Genomic DNA, 17,950 nt, shown 5'->3' with positions numbered 1-17,950 from the left:
TCCTCTTTCCCTTTAAAGACGGCGTAACTAGCGCCGTTTTCGCCACTCTTTTTCCATCTCCAGAAACAGGAATGATGCCGTCCAGGTCACCAGCACCAGGCCTGTTAGCGACTCAAGCCCGGTGAGATAACGCAATTTTCCCTCGGGCTGAATATCACCAAAGCCCAGGGTGCTAAAAACAGTGAAAGAAAAATACGCCAGATCCCACAGGCTGTGATCAAGATTGCCCGTCAGCGTTCCCCAGCCGGGGCGCTTCAGCATCCAGTCATAAGCCAGAGCAAACAGCCAGACTTCTATGGCATGAGCACAAAGCGCTCCCCACACACCAATCACAATCCGCAAGCGGTGGCGCAACGGCAAGCGTGGAATCCAGCGGCTCATTAGTTCAAGACATTCGTAATGCACCAGCACACAGGTGGCCACGACCAGTGCATTTATCGCAAAAACCATCAGCATCCGACATCCTTGTTCAGGTTGTGCTCAATTGAAAGGGCGCTCCGGTTGGCTTCAGTCTGTAAGCAGGACTTGAAGCCGGTGCCCGCAAAGGTTACACACATAGTGGCACAGTTGGAGTCCAATGCCTGACGATTGTGTTTACTTGTCTGGCCCTGATGTTTACCGCCAAAAGGATTTGTTGCCCCATGACTTCTGTTCGGCCCCAGTACAGCCTGTGGAAAATTTTGCGACGCTCCGCCATGGCCTTTATTGATGACCGGGCAATGCGTCACAGCGCGGCTCTTGCCTATTACTCCATTTTCTCCCTTGCCCCCCTGATGATCATCGCCATTGCTGTCGCCGGCCTGATCTTTGGAGAAGATGCTGCCCACGGCGCCATCAAGGAGCAGCTGGAAACCACTCTCGGCGATCAGGCTTCGCAGCTTATAGAGAACATGATCGCCAGCACTCACCACGTCAAACTCAATGGCTTTATGGCCGTGCTCGGCACCGGGCTGCTGTTTTTCAGCGCAACCGGCGTGTTCAGCCAGTTGAAAGAAGCCATGAACATGATGTGGGGGATAGCCAGCAAACCCGGCCGTGGCGTGCGAGGCGCCCTGCTTGATCGCAGCATCTCGCTCATCATGGTTTTCCTGATCGGCATGCTGCTGATTTTTTCTCTGTTGATCACCGTCATCATCGCCGGCCTTTCCAGCTGGCTCACACTGGTGATGCCGCTGCCGGGGATTTTCTGGCAGAGCATGAACGTGCTGATCAGCCTTGGTGTGACGACCGTTCTCTTTGCACTGATTTTTAAGGTGCTACCCGATGCCAATATCCGCTGGATGCATGTCTGGATTGGCGCATTTGTGACCGCCGTACTCTTTACCCTTGGCAAGATTGGGCTATCTCTTTATCTGGGCCGGGAAGGTACAACCTCCACCTACGGCGCCGCTGGCGCCATGGTGCTGATTCTGATGTGGGTATATTACTCAGCCTGCATTTTCTTCTTCGGGGCAGAAGTGACTCAGGTCTATGCCGAGGCCTGCGGCCATAACATTCACCCCAACCGATATGCGATTCCTCTTGAAGATCTGGGAGAGTACACAGAGCGGCTACGCAAGGAAAAAACAGCCTCTCGCCAGCTTCATTCCAAGCGCCAGACGGCAGCTAAACAGAAGAAGGCAGACAAGGAAGCTGCTTTGAAAAATGACGATACCGGGTCCTGACCCCTCTTTGACAAGGATGCTTCATGCTAACCCTTCACCATCTTGAGAATTCACGCTCACAGCGCATCGCCTGGGCCATGGAATGCCTTGATCTCAGTTACGAGATCAAGCGCTATGCCCGTGATCCATCCATGGCCGCCCCGGAGGAGCTAAAAAAGATTCACCCTCTGGGCAAGGCGCCAATCCTGACGGACGATGAGCTGGTACTGGCCGAATCCGGTGCGATTATCGAATACCTGATTGATCGCTATGACGAAGAGCAAAATCTGCGCCCAGCCACCCCCGAAGGTCTGCAAGCGTATCGGTTCTGGCTGCATTTCGCTGAAGGCAGCCTGATGCCGCTGCTACTGGTGATGATTCTTTGCAAAAAGATGGGGGAATCCCCGGTGCCAGCACTGATTCGCCCCATCGGCCACAAGCTGGGTGAGGGAATGAGCGATGCCTTTGTACAACCACGGCTGGAGCCACAACTTAAGCTGATTGAAAGTACGCTGGCAAAGACCTCATGGCTGGCCGGCAACCAGCTTAGTGGTGCGGATATTCAGATGAGCTTTCCACTTCTGACGCTGGAGAAGCGTCGCTCGCTGGATAACTACCCCAACCTGCTGAGCTATCTTAAACGCATTAAGAGTCACAGCGCCTTTCAGCGCGCCATGGCACGTGTAGAGTAGCAACTCACTCGCTATTCGCAGACGAATGCCTGGTCGCCCTGCGGCGGCTAGGCCAGTCGCATGGGCTCAAAGGTATTCATCAGAATCTGACGGAAGCGGCTGAACAGCTGGCTGTCCTTATCCTGCAGACGACATACCGCATAGAGCGCAACATGAACGGATTCTTTCAGCCAGCGCACCTCGAAGCGCTGCTGCCCACCCGCCAGCGTGAACTCATCCAGAATGGCCCAGGCCTGACCCTCCTCCACCAGGCTTCGTGCCAACTGGTAGTTTTGTACCTCGCCAATGTAGTTGGGCAAGACGCCCGCCTGCTCCCAGAAGGGCAGCATCACAGCATGCATCGGATCGGCCTGGGCATAACCTACCAGCGGCTGATGCAGTAAATCGGCAAGACTGATGGGCTGTCGCAATTGGGCATCACTCCAGGTCCCGACCGGGGCAATAACCCCGAGCTTGCCTTGCGTCACCACCTGCGAATGCAATAAGGGGTGGGTTTGCTGGTGCAGGGTCAGGCCCACATCGCCTTCTTCCAGCATCAATGCTTCCATCATCTGATAACTGTGCAGGCTGGCAAGCGCCATACTCGGCATCGCACTGGCGTACCAGGCTCCCATCACCCGAGGCATCAGATAATGCGTCAGAGAAGGTGTTGCGACTACACGGTAGGGATGTTCAATCGGCTGTCCGAGCTGCTGCGATAAACGCTGCACCTGTGACAAGGCCTGATAGACCTTCTCCACATGAGGCGCCAGACGCAAGGCTTGCTCGGAGGGCACAAGACGTCCCTTAACCCGATGGAATAGCTTATAACCTAATTGATGCTCGGCATGACTCAGTGCCTTACTCGCCGCAGGCTGGGAAATATTCAGTAACTGCGCGGCTGAGCTGATAGATCCGGTCTGCAGGATAGCCTGCAACAACTCCACATGACGTAAACGCATAACCCCTCCAGACCATAACCTGAGGTTATATAATACCGATACCTTTTCATTCGATCTATCGGTTTTTCCCACCTACAATGCATCTATGCTTTTGAGCGAGAAGGAACATGTCTTCCCGAGTCCTTGTGATTGGAGGCGGTATTATCGGCCTCACCACCGCCTTTGCTCTGCACCGTCAGGGCTATGAGGTCGTACTGCTCGACAAGAACAAGGAAAATGGCTGCGGGACAAGTTACGCCAACGGAGGTCAACTTAGCTACCACTATGTTGCCCCCCTCGCAGCCCCGGGAGTACCCAGCAAAGCTTTCCAGTGGATGTTCAGAAAAGCCTCCCCGCTGAAACTGACACCAAGACTGGACCGCCAACAGTGGCGCTGGGTCATGAACTTTCTCCGGCATTGCCGGGCCAAAACGCATCACCGCCATACCTTGGAGTTATGGACTCTGGCGACCCTAAGTCGCGAGGTCCTGCATGAGTGGCAGCATCTGCTGCCCTTAACCTCTGCGGGATGGCAGTCCTCTGGAAAATTGGTGGTCTACCGCCATCAGGATGATCTCCAGCACGCCTGGAGTGGACACCTGAGTGACCACCAGCGTCTTCTGACCGCTGAGGAGTGTGTCGAACTCGAACCTTCGCTGAATGACATGGCAGCGAAGCTGGCTGGGGCCATTCTCACCCCCGGCGACGAAGTGATCGACACATTCCTCTTCTGTCAGGTGCTCACCCGCTATCTGCACGCTCAACCGAATTGTCGAATCGTCAATGACTGCGAAGTCACGGGCTTTCTGCAACAAGGCAATCGCGTGCTAGGGGTCTCCACTCTCACAGACAATCAACCCGGTGAATGGTATGCCGATGAGACCGTTCTTGCCGCCGGCATGGACAGCTATCGTCTGGCAGGCATGCTGGGTCTTGAGCTGCCGCTGTACGGCCTGAAAGGTTATAGCCTTACGCTGCCTATTCGTGGCAAGTGTCAGGTGCCTTACACCAGCGTGACCGATCAGGATAACAAGATCGTCTATGCACGCCTCAAGGGTGCTCCAGGTGAGCCCGATCAACTGCGTATTGCCGCCATGGTGGATATGGGTGATCGTGAAAACACTCTCAACCCGCGTCGCATCGAAGCACTCAAAGCCAAGGTGAAGGAAACCTTCCCCGGCCTTGAAGGTGTTGATGAAGCCCAGGCATGGGCGGGCATGCGTCCGGCGACACCAAGTGGCAAGCCTATTATCGGCCCTTGTCGCAAGAAAGGGCTCTGGCTCAATATCGGCCATGGAGCGCTGGGTCTAACACTGGCCTGCGGTAGCGCCACACTGATGTGTGAACAAATCAGTGGCGAGAAGCCACGTATTGACACCCGTCCCTGGCAACTACTTAAAGGTGGCCCGAAGGCTCCGATTCCAACGACTCAGCCTCGCCCACGCAAAAAGCCGGAAACCACTTCGGAAAAAGAAGCACCTCTCTACGGCAAACACGCGACTCATCACCACGATGCAGCAACCACCAAAACGCCGATGTAATTATTCAGTCCGGGGTCTGCAGTAACCTCAGCCCCGGAACTAAAAAAGGCCGCATTAAGCGGCCTTTTTTAATGTGTAACACTTCTGGTTTTAAGCAAAACGACGATGCGAGAAAAAGCGCTCACTCAGCATCAGCGCGACAAACATCACGATACTGCCGCCCAGTAAACGTGGTAGATCCGCATCACGATTCCAGATCAGCAAATTGACAATAAGTCCCGCTGGGATAAGCGCATTATTCATGACCGCCAGCGTACCTGCGTTCACCAATGTGGCGCCTTTATTCCACAGGAAGTAACCCGCGCCGGAAGCGACGGCGCCCAGCCAGACCAGCACGCCCCATTGGATGGGAGTCGACGGCAGTTTGTCGGAACCCCAGATGAGATAAGCCAAACTGCCAATAATCAGTGCGCCGACATAGAAAAGCGCAAACACCGTGTGCTGCGGCAAATCTTTCTTTTCTCGCTCCATAATGACCTTGTAGCCCACCTGGCCCAGCGCAAAGCAAAGGTTGGCACCCTGCACCACCAAAAAGCCGAGCACATAATTCTCTGACAGGCTGTCCCAGCGAATAATAGCGGCTCCCAACACGGCGCCCATCGCAGCGAGCAGAAATCCCGGGGAAAAACGCTTATTCAGCAGATCATATACCAATGTGACATAAACCGGCGTGAAGATCGTGAAGATCAGCACCTCAGGAACGCTTAGCAGCAGGAAGGACTTGTAATAGAAGATATACATCAGGCCGAGCTGCAGCGCCCCGACCAGCATTAGCTTGGCGGCCAGTGCCGGATGAAGGTTGCGCGTGCGCAGAAATGGCAGGAATACGAGGGTGGCCAGACCGATGCGGGTCAGTACCGAGAAATACGAATCCACCTGGCCTGCCAGATAGACGCCGATCAGGCTAAAGGAAAAGGCCCATAACAGGGTGACACCCATCAGGTAAGGCATAGTGGTTTGCTCCGGGAGTATCGGGGAGGAGCATATTACCAAGAGCCAGTAACAACTCCAGCCTCCGGTTAACCACTGAACAAAAAACGCCCGAATATCGCTATTCGGGCGTCTCTTGCAGAACGACCAGAGTCTGGCTCTGGCTTGTTCATTACCTCTTACTTGGACTTCATGCCATCCAGGTATTTCTGAAACTTGGGTCCCAGATCCTTGTGGCGCAGGCCGTATTCAACGTTAGCCTGCAGGTAACCCAGCTTGGAGCCACAGTCATAACGCTTACCGCTGAACTGGTGCGCCATAACGCCCTCTTTCTCGATCAGACGAGCGATAGCGTCGGTCAGCTGAATCTCACCGTTGGCACCAGGTGCCTGAGTAGCCAGAAGATCAAAAATACGCGGGGTCAGGACATAACGACCCACAACGCTCAGATCAGAAGGCGCATCCTCGACCTTGGGCTTCTCAACGATGCCTTTCATCTTGTAGACACCTGGTTCCAGATGCTCAGGATCGATGACGCCGTATTTGTAGACTTCTTCATGAGGCACCTGCTCAACCGCTACCACGGACTGCTGGTACTGGTTCGCCAGTGACAGCATTTCAGACAGGGTGCCATTGCCCTGAGAGTAGATCAGGTCATCAGGCAGAATAACGGCAACAGGCTCATAACCTACCAGAGGACGAGCACAAAGAACCGCATGCCCCAGACCCAGAGGCTCTGGCTGACGGGTAAAGGCGAAGGACACACCTTCAGGAATCACATCACGCACCAGCTTCAGCAGCTCGTGCTTGCCTGCCTGTTCCAGCTCTTCTTCCAGACCGGCATTCTTGTCGAAATGGTCAGCGATCGCACGCTTGTAGGAGCTGGTGATAAAGATAATGTCAGTGACACCGGCAGCTACCGCTTCTTCCACGGCATACTGCACCAGTGGCTTGTCGACTACAGGAAGCATTTCCTTGGCAATCGCTTTCGTGGCAGGCAGGAAACGCGTTCCCAACCCGGCTACAGGGAAAATCGCCTTGCGTACGATCATATCAGATCTCTCTTTAGTCCTTGTTTAACAGGCTGAAGACTCACAACGGTCATGCCTTCGCGTTACTCTGCTGTGGCCTGAATCGTTCCGGAAACAGCAACCCTTATAGGAAAAAGCCCTAGAAGGTGAAAGTGTTTCTGAGCCTACCCTAAATTTTGTTCCAAATCAGCTACCTGCAGGCAGGATAGCCGCGAGCCAGTGGCCCGACGATTTAAGACCAGCAGCATGATTCGTGGCTTCGCCGGTATCCTCATGCCCTGTATCAGTGTGCTGCTGACCCGCAGCAAGTAACTGCTGGCGATGTTTGAGTGCATCATGAACCGACTGCTCGAGCGCCTCAGCATTCTCCACCTGAGCCACCAACGAGGAATCCAGCAGGCCTTCCAGCAGGGTTTCAAAATTGAACATATGCGGCCCGACCCACGTGGGCAATCCGACCTGAACTGGTTCAAACGGATTGTGTCCGCCATGCGGCACCAGTGATCCACCCACAAAGGCATAATCAGAAACCGCATAGAACATGCCCAGCTCCCCCAGCGTATCCAGCAGCACCACTGAGGTCGAGGCATCCGGGACTCTCTGCTCACTGCGCTTGACGTAGCTCAGGGAACGCTCCGCCATGAGTTGCTCAATTTCCTGCGCGCGCTCCGGGTGCCGTGGCGCCAGAATCAGCAGAAGCTCCGGGAATGTCGCGGATAACTGCTTATGGATATCCAGTATCAACACCTCCTCGCCAGGATGCGTACTGCCAGCAATCCACACCGGCCGTTCAGCAGCCCATTCGCTTCTTAACGCCTGCGCCTTGGCGACGACTTCAGGCGCAAGCTCGATGGCCATTTTCAGGTTACCTGCGACCTCGGTGACTTCAGGGCGAACCCCGAGAGCCAATAACCGGTCGGCATCTGCCTGATACTGACAGCCCACCCAATGCAGTTTGCGCCAGGCCGGCTGCATTAATGAGCGGGCTTTTTCATAGCCACGAGCGCTACGCTCAGACATGCGAGCATTCGCCAGTGACACAGGAATATTACGTGAACTGCAGGCATTTATCAGATTGGGCCAGACCTCTGTCTCCATCAAGACAACGGCGCAAGGCTGTAACTTATCGAGCCAGCCTGCAACAACCCAGGGTAAATCGAAGGGCAAATAACAGCGGTGTAGTCCGGGCATCAGGGTTTCACCGCGGGCACGACCCGTCGGCGTGGTATGGGTCAGAATCAGGGGAATCTCAGGGCGCTCGGCCTGCATCCATTGCACCAGCACAGAAGCCGCCTGGGTTTCACCCACAGAACAGGCATGAATAATCAGCGCGCCCTTGGGAAAATGCTCCGGCACCTGGCCCAAACGTTCCGACCAATGCTCCCGGTAAGCTTTCTGTCGACGTCCCCGCCAGGCCATGCGCGTAAGAACCGCGGGCATCGCCAGCGTCAGCAGGGTCGAGTAGAGGGCGCGTACCATCAAACAACTTTCCTTGGACAGGCAAAGCTCCATGACTATGACGACGGTACAAGGCCCTGCGTACGGCAGCGCCTGACTCTGATCATCGTATTAGCCGAGCCTTGGCACGGGTGAAAACCTGACATTCTAGCATGACTGACGCGGCTGACACCCGCCGCAACTCAGGCCATAGGCAACAGCCATCACGCACTTTCAATCATCAGCAAAGCCCCTATAGAGAGTAAAACCCACGGGCAAAATAGTGTAAGCTTTGCGCCCGCCAACAGGGGCAATGCCAGCGTGTGCGAACGACTGGCCAAGGAGTGGGGAACAGGCATGACAATTCTGGTGACAGGCGCTGCAGGCTTTATTGGTGCCCATGTCAGCGTGGCGTTGATGGCCCGTGGCGAGAGCGTCATCGGCATTGATAATCTCAACGACTACTACGACCCTGCGTTGAAGCATGGCCGCCTCGACTGGATTGCCGCACAGCCCGGCCAATTTCGTTTTATTGAGCTGGATGTTGCTGACCGCGCTGGCATGGAAGCACTCTTTGCCGAGCAGGGTTTTGATCGTGTGGTGCATCTCGCGGCACAGGCAGGTGTGCGTTACTCCCTGGATAACCCCCATGCCTATGTCGACTCCAACCTTGTCGGCTTTATGAACATCCTTGAAGGTTGTCGCCATCACCAGATTCAGCATCTGGTCTACGCCTCCTCCAGCTCGGTCTACGGCGCCAATGAAAAGATGCCCTTCTCTGAGCAGGACAATGTCGATCACCCACTTTCACTGTATGCCGCGACCAAAAAAGCCAATGAGCTGATGGCCCACACCTACAGCCATCTGTATGGCATTCCCACCACTGGCCTGCGTTTCTTTACGGTCTACGGACCCTGGGGCCGTCCTGACATGGCGCTCTTCAAATTCACCGATGCCATTGTTCAGGGCCGGGAAATTGATGTGTACAACTTCGGCAACCATCGCCGCGACTTTACCTACATCGACGATATTGTGCAGGGCGTCGTCGGCGCACTGGATACCGTTGCAACCGGGAATCCGGCGTGGGACGGTGAAGCACCGGATGCCGCCAGCAGCCGCGCGCCCTGGCGTGTCTACAACATCGGCAATCGCAAACCGGTGGCACTGATGGACTACATTGCCGCTCTGGAGACGGCGCTTGGCATGCAAGCCAGGATGAACCTTCTGCCGATGCAGCCGGGCGATGTGCCAGACACCTATGCGGATGTCGATACCCTGCACGCCGCCACGGGCTATCAGCCCACCACCGATATCCAGCAAGGGGTTAAGGCCTTTGTCGACTGGTATCGCGGCTACTATCAGGTTTGATTTCGCCCTGCCATCAGCCTCTCTCTTGCGCCGAAGTTGCTCTCGGCGCACAACTCTCCGCCTCTCTGAACACGCTTCACACAGCAGAAGTCCACCTCCTGCAACGCTGCTTTGCTTCTGCTGCCCTTTAAGCCCAAGTGAACCGCCTCCATCTAACTTCCATCACTTTTCAGGAGTGCCGGCAAAAGCGCGCTGCGTGCCTGCATTTCCACTGCTGGATATCACATGACTGAACGTACACTGGCCGACATTCCTCTGTCGGTACTGGATTTATCGCCCATTCTGGAAGGTCAGACGGCGGCCGAGGCTTACCAAAACTCACTGGCACTGGCACAGCATGTCGAGGCGGAGGGTTATCACCGTCTATGGCTGGCCGAGCATCACAACATGCCAGGTATTGCCAGTTCTGCCACCTCAGTGCTGATTGGTCATCTGGCGGGCGGAACCAAAACCCTGCGCATAGGTTCCGGCGGCATCATGCTGCCGAACCACGCTCCCTTAGTGATTGCCGAACAGTTCGGCACACTGGAAAGCCTGTACCCGGGGCGCATCGATCTTGGCCTTGGCCGGGCCCCCGGCAGTGATGGTCGCACCATGCAGGCATTACGGCGTGACTTGCGCTCCAGTGGCGATGATTTTCCTCAGCTATTAGAGGAGCTACGTGGTTATTTTGCCGGCACTGAACGCGTTCATGCTGTTCCGGGCGAGGGGTTAAACATCCCCATCTGGCTGTTAGGCTCCAGTAACTTTTCCGCACAGCTGGCAGGCATGCTGGGCCTGCCTTATGCCTTTGCCGGTCAATTTGCGCCAAACCACATGATGATGGCACTGGATACCTACCGTCAGGCTTTCACGCCTTCGGACGTGCTCGATAAGCCCTACGCCATGGTCGGTATGAACGTTGTGGTTGCCGAAACCGATGAAGAAGCCAACTACCTCTTTACCAGCCAGCAGCAGCACGTACTCAAACTGTTCCGCAACGATTTGGGCAAGCTGCAACCTCCTGTGGAAGATATGGACTCCCTGTGGGAGGCCCATGAAAAACATTCGGCACTTAGCTTCCTTGGTGCCTCTGTGGTGGGCAGCCCTGCCAAGGTGCGTATGCAGATGGAGTTATTCCTGAGCCGAACCGGTGCGGATGAGCTGATGATCAATACCGCTGTTTTTGATCAGCAAAAGCGCCGGGAGTCCTTTAGCCGACTGATGGAAATTCGCAAACAGTCTTAAGCCCTGCGCGGGTTTTCGTTTAAAAGCGGCGCCCACATGGCGCCGTTTTTTCTTTTTAGTGACCTGTACTGGTGAGTCTTATCTGCGGGCAAGTGACACAAGACTGTAAGAACCCTGTCAACGAATAGTCACAGAGCCTGCCTACCTTAATGGCATCCTTCGCCCGCACCTCACGAACCGACCTGTTCGGCAAGAGGTCCGAAGAGAACGAGGGTAACCTCTGAACCGCTTTGATAAGGATCGCCAACATGACTCAGGCCACTGATATGCGCCGTCGTCGTCTTCTGCAAACCCTGGCAGGCATGCCACTGCTTCCCCTCGCGGGCGGCATCAGTTCAGCGCTGGGCACCAGCTCCGCCTGGGCAGACAACACCTCACCAGTGACCTCGATCCGTTTTATCGGTATGGACGCGCCCACGCTGGCCAAGCCTGAAGAAATGGCGACCGTCAGCGTGAAATCCGCCATGGAAGTGGCCTTCCAGAACGGCAAGAAACAGACCTTTGATCTGGGCTACCACCCGTTCTTTATCACCGGTGACAACGTTCCCGATGGCAAAGGCGGCACTATTCTGGCCGGTGGTTACTACGACATTCACAACAAGCCCATCATGAATGTGAACGGCAAGCAGTTCTTCTCGGACTGCCCTGACGGCTCCAGCCTGCTCAGTGTTAAAGGCGCGAAAGTCGATGGCGTGAAAGGCAATCCCGTGTTTGCCGTGGTGCAATTTGAATACACCAGCCGCGATGCCGACGGTGCGGATATGTACGGCAAGCTGCCCTCGCCGATTGCGATTCTGACGCTGGACCAAAACCCGGATACTGGCGCCCTGTCGCTGGTGAAATACCACAATGTGGATACCAGCGGCGTGAATGGCCTCTGGATCACCTGCGGCGCCAGCCTGTCACCCTGGAATACCCATCTTTCCAGTGAAGAGTACGAGCCTGATGCCGCCAAGAAAGATGACGAACAGTTCGCAGGCTTTAGTCAGAACCTGTTCGGCGATGCCAAGAAAGGCAACCCTTACCACTATGGCCACCTGCCAGAAGTGACGGTGAATAAAGACGGTACCGGCAGTGTGCAGAAGCACTATTGCCTGGGGCGTATCTCCCATGAGCTGGTTCAGGTCATGCCGGATGAGCGCACAGTTCTGATGGGTGATGATGCCACTAACGGTGGTCTCTTCATGTTTATCGCCGACAAGGCGCGCGACCTGTCCGCAGGCAGCCTGTATGTCGGGAAATGGACCCAGACCAAGAGCGAAGGCCCAGGCGCCGGCGACATCAGCTGGATCAAGCTTGGCCATGCGACTTCCGATGAAATCAAACAGATGATCGACTCGGGCATCACCATTGATGACATCATGGAAGTGCACACCAAGGATCCGGGCGATGCCTCCTTCACCGAAATTGGCTTCGGCGGCAAACCAAACTGGGTGAAACTCAAGCCCGGTATGGAAAAGCAGGCAGCGTATCTGGAAACCCATCGCTATGCCGCACTGGTCGGCGGCACCCTGGACTTCACCAAAATGGAAGGCACCACGGTGAATGCCAAAGACAAGCGCGCCTACTCCGCCATGTCCTACGTCTACAAAACCATGACGGACGGTAAAGGTGATATTCAGGTGCAAGGCCCGAAAGCCGGTGCGGTCTATGAGCACGTCCTGACGGGCGGCCAGAAAGACAGCCAGGGCCATGCCATCGACAGCGAGTGGGTCTCTGTTCACATGGAGCCGCCAGCAGCGCTAATCGGTGAAGATCTGAAAACCGCGGATAGCCTGGGTAACACCGGCCACGCCGACAAGATCGCCAACCCGGATAACCTCAAGTTCTCCGAGAAGCTGCGTACGCTCTTTATCGGTGAAGATTCAGGCAACCACGTGAATAACTTCCTGTGGGCGTACAACGTCGACACCAAAGAGCTGACCCGTATTCTCTCCACGCCGTCTGGCGCTGAGTCTACTGGCCTACACGCGGTGGATGAGATCAACGGCTGGACTTACATCATGAGCAACTGCCAGCACCCCGGTGACTGGGAAAGCCCGCTGCATGACAAGGTCAAAGACACGCTGGACCCGCTGGTTCGCGCTAACTTCAAGGACCGCTTCGGTTCTGCGGTAGGCTACATCACCGGCATGCCTCGCATGGCCTGAACGGCCAAAAAGGCTGCGTAGCGGCATGACTGGCTACATTACCCTGGAATGCTGACCCATAAAAAAGCCCCGCGATTGCGGGGCTTTTTATTCGACGTAAACTTAAATCACTGCGCCATCGGCCAGCACAGCTTTTACCCCTTTGGGGTTCTCGCCGTATTCATTGGCACCTGGCTGACTATCCAGCACCAGAAAGATGAAAAGAATAATGCCGCCGATTGCGGGAATAAAGGATACCAAGAACCACCAGCCCGAACGCCCGGTATCATGCAAACGGCGGACAATCATCGCCAGTCCTGGCAGGATAACAGCCAGCCCATAGACCATCGATAACAGACCCATGGTCAGGATCGAATCAATGACACCACAGACGAAAAAGGCAATCAGGTTGATCAAAGTGAACATCCAGTATTCCTGACGGCGTGCCCGTCCGGAAAAATTCGCATACTGTCTCCATCCGGATAAATACCATTCCATCGTTGACTCCTTGTGTGTCTTTTCCATGATCGCTGGTTGGATTCAGGCAGAAAGCCCGACGAACGGCAATTTTTACATAAGTACACACAAAAGCAATGCTTTAGACACAGATAAGGCGCTAAAGGCCCACTCTCGCATCAAGACACAGCACTGCAATATTTAGATAAGCCTCCAACCAGTTAGAAACCCTCATTACCGTCGGTCTGTAGAGAATAGAGCTGTTAACCCTTACTCCCGACCAGGACGGTCACCTCGCTGGAGGCCAGGATGCAGCGAAATATTGCTCTTGATACCCTGAAACTGACCCTTGCCCTGATGGTCATCGGCCTGCACACCGGCTTTATGACCGACATCAGCCAGGATGGCGCCTACCTGCTTATTCAGGGACTGTTCCGCATCGCCGTACCGGTTTTCTTTATCATTAACGGCTTCTTTTTCTGGCAACATCGTGAGTCACCCGCTCACTGGTTCAAGCGACTGGCCTTACTTTATGCCGTATGGATGCTCATCTATTCGGCGTTCTGGGTGCCCGACATGGACAGCTCCGCAACGCTGGCCTCGACGCTTTTCTTTGGCTACTACCATCTCTGGTATTTACCCGCGACGCTGGTGGCTGCTCTCGTGGTTTACCTGTGCCGTGCGCGCTCAGTGACGCTGATGGTCATCATGGCCGTTGGCTGTCTCGCAGTGGGAACCACGCTGCAATACGGCATGAGTTACGACTGGCTGGATGAGTCCTGGCAGACCCTGATGCCGGACCATACCACGCTCTATCGCAATGGCCTGTTCTTTGGCCTGCCGTTCTTCCTGATGGGGGTGTTAATTCGCCGCTGCCAGCTGCACCGTCGCCTGAGCGATGAGTCAGTGCAAACGGCGGTTGTCGTGGGTCTGTTACTGCTATTGGGGGAAAACACCCTGAATGAAGACATCAGTAACGGCCATGCGGGTTTTGACCTGCTACTTTCCCTCGCCGTTCTCTGCCCTGCCCTCTTTGTCTTTGCTTTGCAGCGGGCATGGCTTTCTGATAATCGCTCGCTGGGTAGCTATTCCAACGCGCTCTACTTTGTGCACCCAGCGCTGCTAATGCTGCTGCAAGACTTCACGCCGCTGAAAGCCACCCCACTGACACTGGCGGTCACGTTGCTTTCTCTGGTGGCGTCGGCCGTCATCATGAAACTTAATCGTCGGGTAGGCGTCATGTTGTGACGCCTCGTGCGCCCAGAGCAGCCGATTGTCAGGCTTTGCAGAAACAAGCGACAGTCAGATCCAGGCGACTAGCCCGGCCACCAAAAGCCCGCTTAGTGCAAAGGACACCAGCCATCCGACCAGTACCAGCAAAACCATATCGGGCCAGATGCGTACATCTGACAACAGCTTGAGGCTAATGCACAGCACCAGGCCATAGAGCAACCATCCCATGGGCAGCCAGTAAGAAATGAGGGTGGTGATAGCGGAAGCCATCACTGCCGCAAGAAAGCCGATCTCCGCCCGAATCAATCTGCCGCTGATCCACAACGCCAGACCACAAAATAGTCCCTGAACAACCACATCAATAAACATCATTCTCTTCCCTGAGAGCATCAAGCAAATAGCAAAAACGCCGCATCCTACCTCAAGGGAGCCAAAGAGCACACCACAGTTCTGGGGAATTTACCGCCTTTATTGCTTGAGAACCCAGCCAATACCGAGCAGATATCTCGACCCTTGCTCAACCCGACTGACTTCATGAATCACCTTATCCGGACGAAAAAGCTTGATACGTGAAGTACTAAAGAGGGTCTGCGAGCAAACAAATTCACCGCCCCGCTTCGCCTTACGCAGGACAATATTGAGCCGAAAGTGTCTTCCCGTGACGACCTTATCCTGATGAGGCGGTATCACGCTGCCCTCAGGGAATCGCAACAGATAGCAATCCCAGGGCACTGGCCATCGAAGCGTTGCCAACAGCAGCTTGTCATAACCACCTTGCTGACGTCCGCGCTGCCAGCGCCACCACTTTCTCCGGCTTTCCATGACACACTCCTCCTTGAGACAGACATGATGCCATGCATTAGCGCTCAATCAGGAAAAACACTCACGGACTGACTTTCCGATTTTCTCCGGGCATAAAAAAAGCGCTCAATCGAGCGCTTCTTCGTTGGTCCAGCGACTGCTTAGCAATCTGTGTCGCTGGCGCCCACATTCTCTTTGGTTTTTTCGCAGGCATCTTCGATTGCGTTACCTGCATCGGTGGTCGCATTATCGATTTTCTCGCCCATCTGCTCAGCAGGACCATCGTTGTTATCGCAGGCAGCCAGACCAAAACCCATCATTGCTGTCAGCGCAACCGCAGCCATTTTAGTAGTCAGTGATTTCATGACATTTTCCTTCCTGTTTTTCCTTGTCCATAACATCACTGGCCATGTTGCCAGCGACGCCTCCTGACCGCCCCATCGTAGGGCAGCGTCAAAATCAGCTGTAAATCAACTAAACCGTGCCTTTACGGCCAAAGATGAAGTACAGCAGCATGCCGAGAATTGGCAGAATCAGCACTGCCAGAATCCAGCAGAATTTGCCGACACCGCTGTAAGAGCTTTTCAAAATACTGGCGATAGCCATGATATCCAGCGCCAGGACAATTAGTCCGAAAAGACCGCCGTAACCAAATTCCATATCGTCCTCCTTGATGTCAGGTACTGCAGATGCGGCCACAAACCACATCATATTTTTCCTATGAAGACATATATGGGGAGGAAGATGTTTCAGTCCCAGAGCAGGGCTGTTTCAGTGTATGGCGAGGCTGCTGCGGAGCGTTTCTGATGCCCGGCAGCAGAGCAGGGAAAAACAGGAAACCAAGGAGTTAACGCTTGGGTGGCGACAGCCGGCTCATCAAACGACCCACCGTGATCTGGTGCTGTCGTCCAAGCTGCTTGATGCGATCGATCTCTTCTTTCGGTAGCGGCCAGTCCAGCACATCGTCGAGAAAAGCGACAACCGCCACATTGCCTTCATCCACTGGCAGCAACCAGTAACGGTCAGGATAGTGCGCCGCAAAAAGCGCTTCATTGGTAGGGCGGCCGGTTTCACCCAGCTGCCACTGGTTATAAATGATGATGCCTTTCGGCGCCAACAGACGATTACAGAGCTCGACGAAAGGCCCCGTTCCCTGCGCGGTTGCCATCCCTTCTTCAAGGTAAATGTCGCAGAGAATCAGATCATACTGAGGAAGATCCGGACGACCGAGGTACTCAAGGGCATCAGTGATATGCACATGAGTTAAGGGATCATCCGCGTTGAAATGAAAGAAGCGCTCGGCAATGGTCAGCACATCAGGCCGAAGCTCAACAATGTCCATTTCCAGCGATGGGAAGAAACGCCGCAAGGCATTGGCGAGCGTCGCGCCACCCAGGCCAAACAGCAGCGCACGCCTGGGACTGGCGTGCAACGCGGCGCTTAGCAGCATGGCCTGCACATAATCAAACTCGATCCATTCCGGCATGTGGGTAATCATGCAGGACTGCTCGGTCATTAACTCATCATTGAAGCACAGAAAGCGGTAAGGCCCCTGATCCACCACGCGGATCACACCCCATTCGTCATAACTGCGCCAGTGTTCAATTTCCTGCGACATAGCTGCCTTCACCTGCCTGGCCAAACGGGCGAGGCGCATTCCAAAAAGTCGCGGCATTCTCGCCGATGTCCGCATGACCGTCGAGAACTCCTTGCGTCAAAACTCTGTCATGAATGGCTCAAGGGTCTCACACTGAACACCCGGCGGACGTGTGTCAATCAGTTGACGACCATCACCGGGCCTGCACGAAAACCTGCAGCAACTCGCTCACCCGTGGCGGGAATCAGTTTCATCGGACGACCAAAGACCGGGCGCATATTCCAGAAGTTGGGTAGCGGACGCTGGCTGGTGCGCCCCGCAGAGGATGAGGCATCCCACACCCAGATACGGCCCAGGTTATCAATGTGGGAGAACAGTGCCACATGGGTTTCATAACCCTGGTTCTTGGGATCGAAGAAAATGAAGTCGCCCTGGCGCAGCTGCACCAGATCGGTCAGGGGATAAGAGTTGTACTTATAAAGAGAGTCTGCGGTGACATCATTGACGGTGCTGTCCTTATAGCGGAAGCGGCCCATGCCCAGACGATCATAGCCCCAGACCAGCAAGCCGGAGCAGTCAAAGCCACGCTCCGGTGTTTGTGCTCCCCAGATATAGGGCTTGCCGACCTGGGTTTTTGCCAGAGCAATCAGCGAGATTTGCTCATCCGGTGACAGCGGCACCTGCTCATACAGGCCTCCATGACTATAGGCGGCTTTTGGCGCGGTCTTGACGGATTGCCCGGCACAACCTGCCAGCAACACAACAGCGATCAGCCCGACGCATCGCCAGGCCTGAGTGAATAGTGCTTTCATTGCTTTCCCCGTGATCTGCCTGCGGCTGCAGATCTGTCGTGCGCAAACGGTGGCATCCTGCCAGCCGTTCAGTGACTTGAGCTTGACGCCAGCAGGAGTATCCTGCCTGAAAGCCCAAAATCAGCCTTGGAGT

General features: G+C 55.0%; 19 protein-coding genes. 7 read left to right on the top strand and 12 right to left on the bottom strand.

From position 1 onward, the window contains the following. Positions 1–27: 27 nt before the first annotated feature. Positions 28–456, bottom strand: coding sequence for a potassium channel family protein (locus ACKC9G_RS12130; protein WP_411405688.1), 429 nt, complete (start codon positions 454–456; stop codon positions 28–30). A gap of 185 nt (positions 457–641) precedes the next feature. On the opposite strand from ACKC9G_RS12130, the gene ACKC9G_RS12125 reads away from it, so the two are divergent. Together ACKC9G_RS12125 and ACKC9G_RS12120 are read left to right on the top strand one after the other, a co-directional pair. Further along, a complete protein-coding gene (locus tag ACKC9G_RS12125) occupies positions 642–1,664 on the top strand; it encodes a YihY/virulence factor BrkB family protein (RefSeq protein WP_411405686.1) in 1,023 nt (340 codons plus the stop codon). A gap of 23 nt (positions 1,665–1,687) precedes the next feature. Further along, a complete protein-coding gene (locus ACKC9G_RS12120; protein WP_411405684.1) occupies positions 1,688–2,335 on the top strand; it encodes a glutathione S-transferase family protein in 648 nt (215 codons plus the stop codon). A 47-nt stretch (positions 2,336–2,382) separates the two neighbouring features. Here the strand turns inward: ACKC9G_RS12120 and ACKC9G_RS12115 are convergent, their stop codons facing one another. Further along, positions 2,383–3,276, bottom strand: a complete 894-nt coding sequence (locus ACKC9G_RS12115) for a LysR family transcriptional regulator (RefSeq protein WP_411405682.1) — start codon at positions 3,274–3,276, stop codon at positions 2,383–2,385. 107 nt (positions 3,277–3,383) lie between these two features. On the opposite strand from ACKC9G_RS12115, the gene ACKC9G_RS12110 reads away from it, so the two are divergent. Next, positions 3,384–4,796: a D-amino acid dehydrogenase gene (locus ACKC9G_RS12110; RefSeq protein ID WP_411405680.1), complete on the top strand. Its 1,413-nt coding sequence runs from the start codon at positions 3,384–3,386 to the stop codon at positions 4,794–4,796. A 90-nt stretch (positions 4,797–4,886) separates the two neighbouring features. Here ACKC9G_RS12110 and ACKC9G_RS12105 read toward each other — a convergent pair whose 3' ends face one another. The 3 genes from ACKC9G_RS12105 to waaA form a co-directional block, all read right to left on the bottom strand. Then, positions 4,887–5,747, bottom strand: coding sequence for a carboxylate/amino acid/amine transporter (locus ACKC9G_RS12105; protein WP_411405678.1), 861 nt, complete (start codon positions 5,745–5,747; stop codon positions 4,887–4,889). Between the two features lie 158 nt (positions 5,748–5,905). Further along, positions 5,906–6,778 (bottom strand): UTP--glucose-1-phosphate uridylyltransferase GalU, encoded by an 873-nt coding sequence (gene galU / locus ACKC9G_RS12100; protein WP_411405676.1) that lies wholly within the window; start codon positions 6,776–6,778, stop codon positions 5,906–5,908. A gap of 165 nt (positions 6,779–6,943) precedes the next feature. After that, on the bottom strand, positions 6,944–8,236 hold the full coding sequence (gene waaA / locus ACKC9G_RS12095; protein ID WP_411406044.1) for a lipid IV(A) 3-deoxy-D-manno-octulosonic acid transferase: 1,293 nt from the start codon (positions 8,234–8,236) through the stop codon (positions 6,944–6,946). A gap of 315 nt (positions 8,237–8,551) precedes the next feature. On the opposite strand from waaA, the gene ACKC9G_RS12090 reads away from it, so the two are divergent. From ACKC9G_RS12090 to ACKC9G_RS12080, 3 genes are all read left to right on the top strand, one after another. Next, positions 8,552–9,562, top strand: a complete 1,011-nt coding sequence (locus tag ACKC9G_RS12090) for an NAD-dependent epimerase (RefSeq protein ID WP_411405674.1) — start codon at positions 8,552–8,554, stop codon at positions 9,560–9,562. 225 nt (positions 9,563–9,787) lie between these two features. Next, positions 9,788–10,789, top strand: a complete 1,002-nt coding sequence (locus ACKC9G_RS12085) for an LLM class flavin-dependent oxidoreductase (protein WP_411405672.1) — start codon at positions 9,788–9,790, stop codon at positions 10,787–10,789. Between the two features lie 248 nt (positions 10,790–11,037). Further along, a complete protein-coding gene (locus ACKC9G_RS12080) occupies positions 11,038–12,939 on the top strand; it encodes a PhoX family protein (RefSeq protein ID WP_411405671.1) in 1,902 nt (633 codons plus the stop codon). A 102-nt stretch (positions 12,940–13,041) separates the two neighbouring features. Here the strand turns inward: ACKC9G_RS12080 and ACKC9G_RS12075 are convergent, their stop codons facing one another. After that, positions 13,042–13,416 carry a DUF805 domain-containing protein gene (locus tag ACKC9G_RS12075; protein WP_411405669.1) on the bottom strand — a complete coding sequence of 125 codons (375 nt, stop codon included), beginning with the start codon at positions 13,414–13,416 and terminating at the stop codon, positions 13,042–13,044. 267 nt (positions 13,417–13,683) lie between these two features. Here ACKC9G_RS12075 and ACKC9G_RS12070 point away from each other — a divergent pair, with 267 nt between their 5' ends. Further along, a complete protein-coding gene (locus ACKC9G_RS12070; protein WP_411405667.1) occupies positions 13,684–14,622 on the top strand; it encodes an acyltransferase family protein in 939 nt (312 codons plus the stop codon). Between the two features lie 54 nt (positions 14,623–14,676). Here ACKC9G_RS12070 and ACKC9G_RS12065 read toward each other — a convergent pair whose 3' ends face one another. The 6 genes from ACKC9G_RS12065 to ACKC9G_RS12040 form a co-directional block, all read right to left on the bottom strand. Beyond that, on the bottom strand, positions 14,677–14,979 hold the full coding sequence (locus ACKC9G_RS12065) for a hypothetical protein (RefSeq protein ID WP_411405665.1): 303 nt from the start codon (positions 14,977–14,979) through the stop codon (positions 14,677–14,679). A 96-nt stretch (positions 14,980–15,075) separates the two neighbouring features. Further along, positions 15,076–15,429, bottom strand: coding sequence for a hypothetical protein (locus tag ACKC9G_RS12060; RefSeq protein WP_411405663.1), 354 nt, complete (start codon positions 15,427–15,429; stop codon positions 15,076–15,078). Positions 15,430–15,569: 140 nt separating this feature from the next. Next, on the bottom strand, positions 15,570–15,773 hold the full coding sequence (locus tag ACKC9G_RS12055) for a hypothetical protein (RefSeq protein ID WP_411405661.1): 204 nt from the start codon (positions 15,771–15,773) through the stop codon (positions 15,570–15,572). Positions 15,774–15,882: 109 nt separating this feature from the next. Continuing rightward, complete coding sequence (locus ACKC9G_RS12050; protein ID WP_411405659.1) at positions 15,883–16,119, bottom strand: PLD nuclease N-terminal domain-containing protein; 237 nt, start codon at positions 16,117–16,119, stop codon at positions 15,883–15,885. Positions 16,120–16,255: 136 nt separating this feature from the next. Continuing rightward, positions 16,256–17,026 (bottom strand): spermidine synthase, encoded by a 771-nt coding sequence (locus tag ACKC9G_RS12045; RefSeq protein WP_411405657.1) that lies wholly within the window; start codon positions 17,024–17,026, stop codon positions 16,256–16,258. Positions 17,027–17,184: 158 nt separating this feature from the next. Beyond that, positions 17,185–17,817: a C40 family peptidase gene (locus ACKC9G_RS12040; protein WP_411405655.1), complete on the bottom strand. Its 633-nt coding sequence runs from the start codon at positions 17,815–17,817 to the stop codon at positions 17,185–17,187. Between the last annotated feature and the right edge of the window lie 133 nt (positions 17,818–17,950).

Source organism: Pokkaliibacter sp. CJK22405 (assembly GCF_046614695.1).
In the GTDB taxonomy this organism is placed as follows: Bacteria; Pseudomonadota; Gammaproteobacteria; order Pseudomonadales; family Balneatricaceae; genus Pokkaliibacter.
The sequence above is the reverse complement of the archived record's forward strand: the minus strand, read 5'-3'. Positions and strand labels throughout refer to the sequence as shown.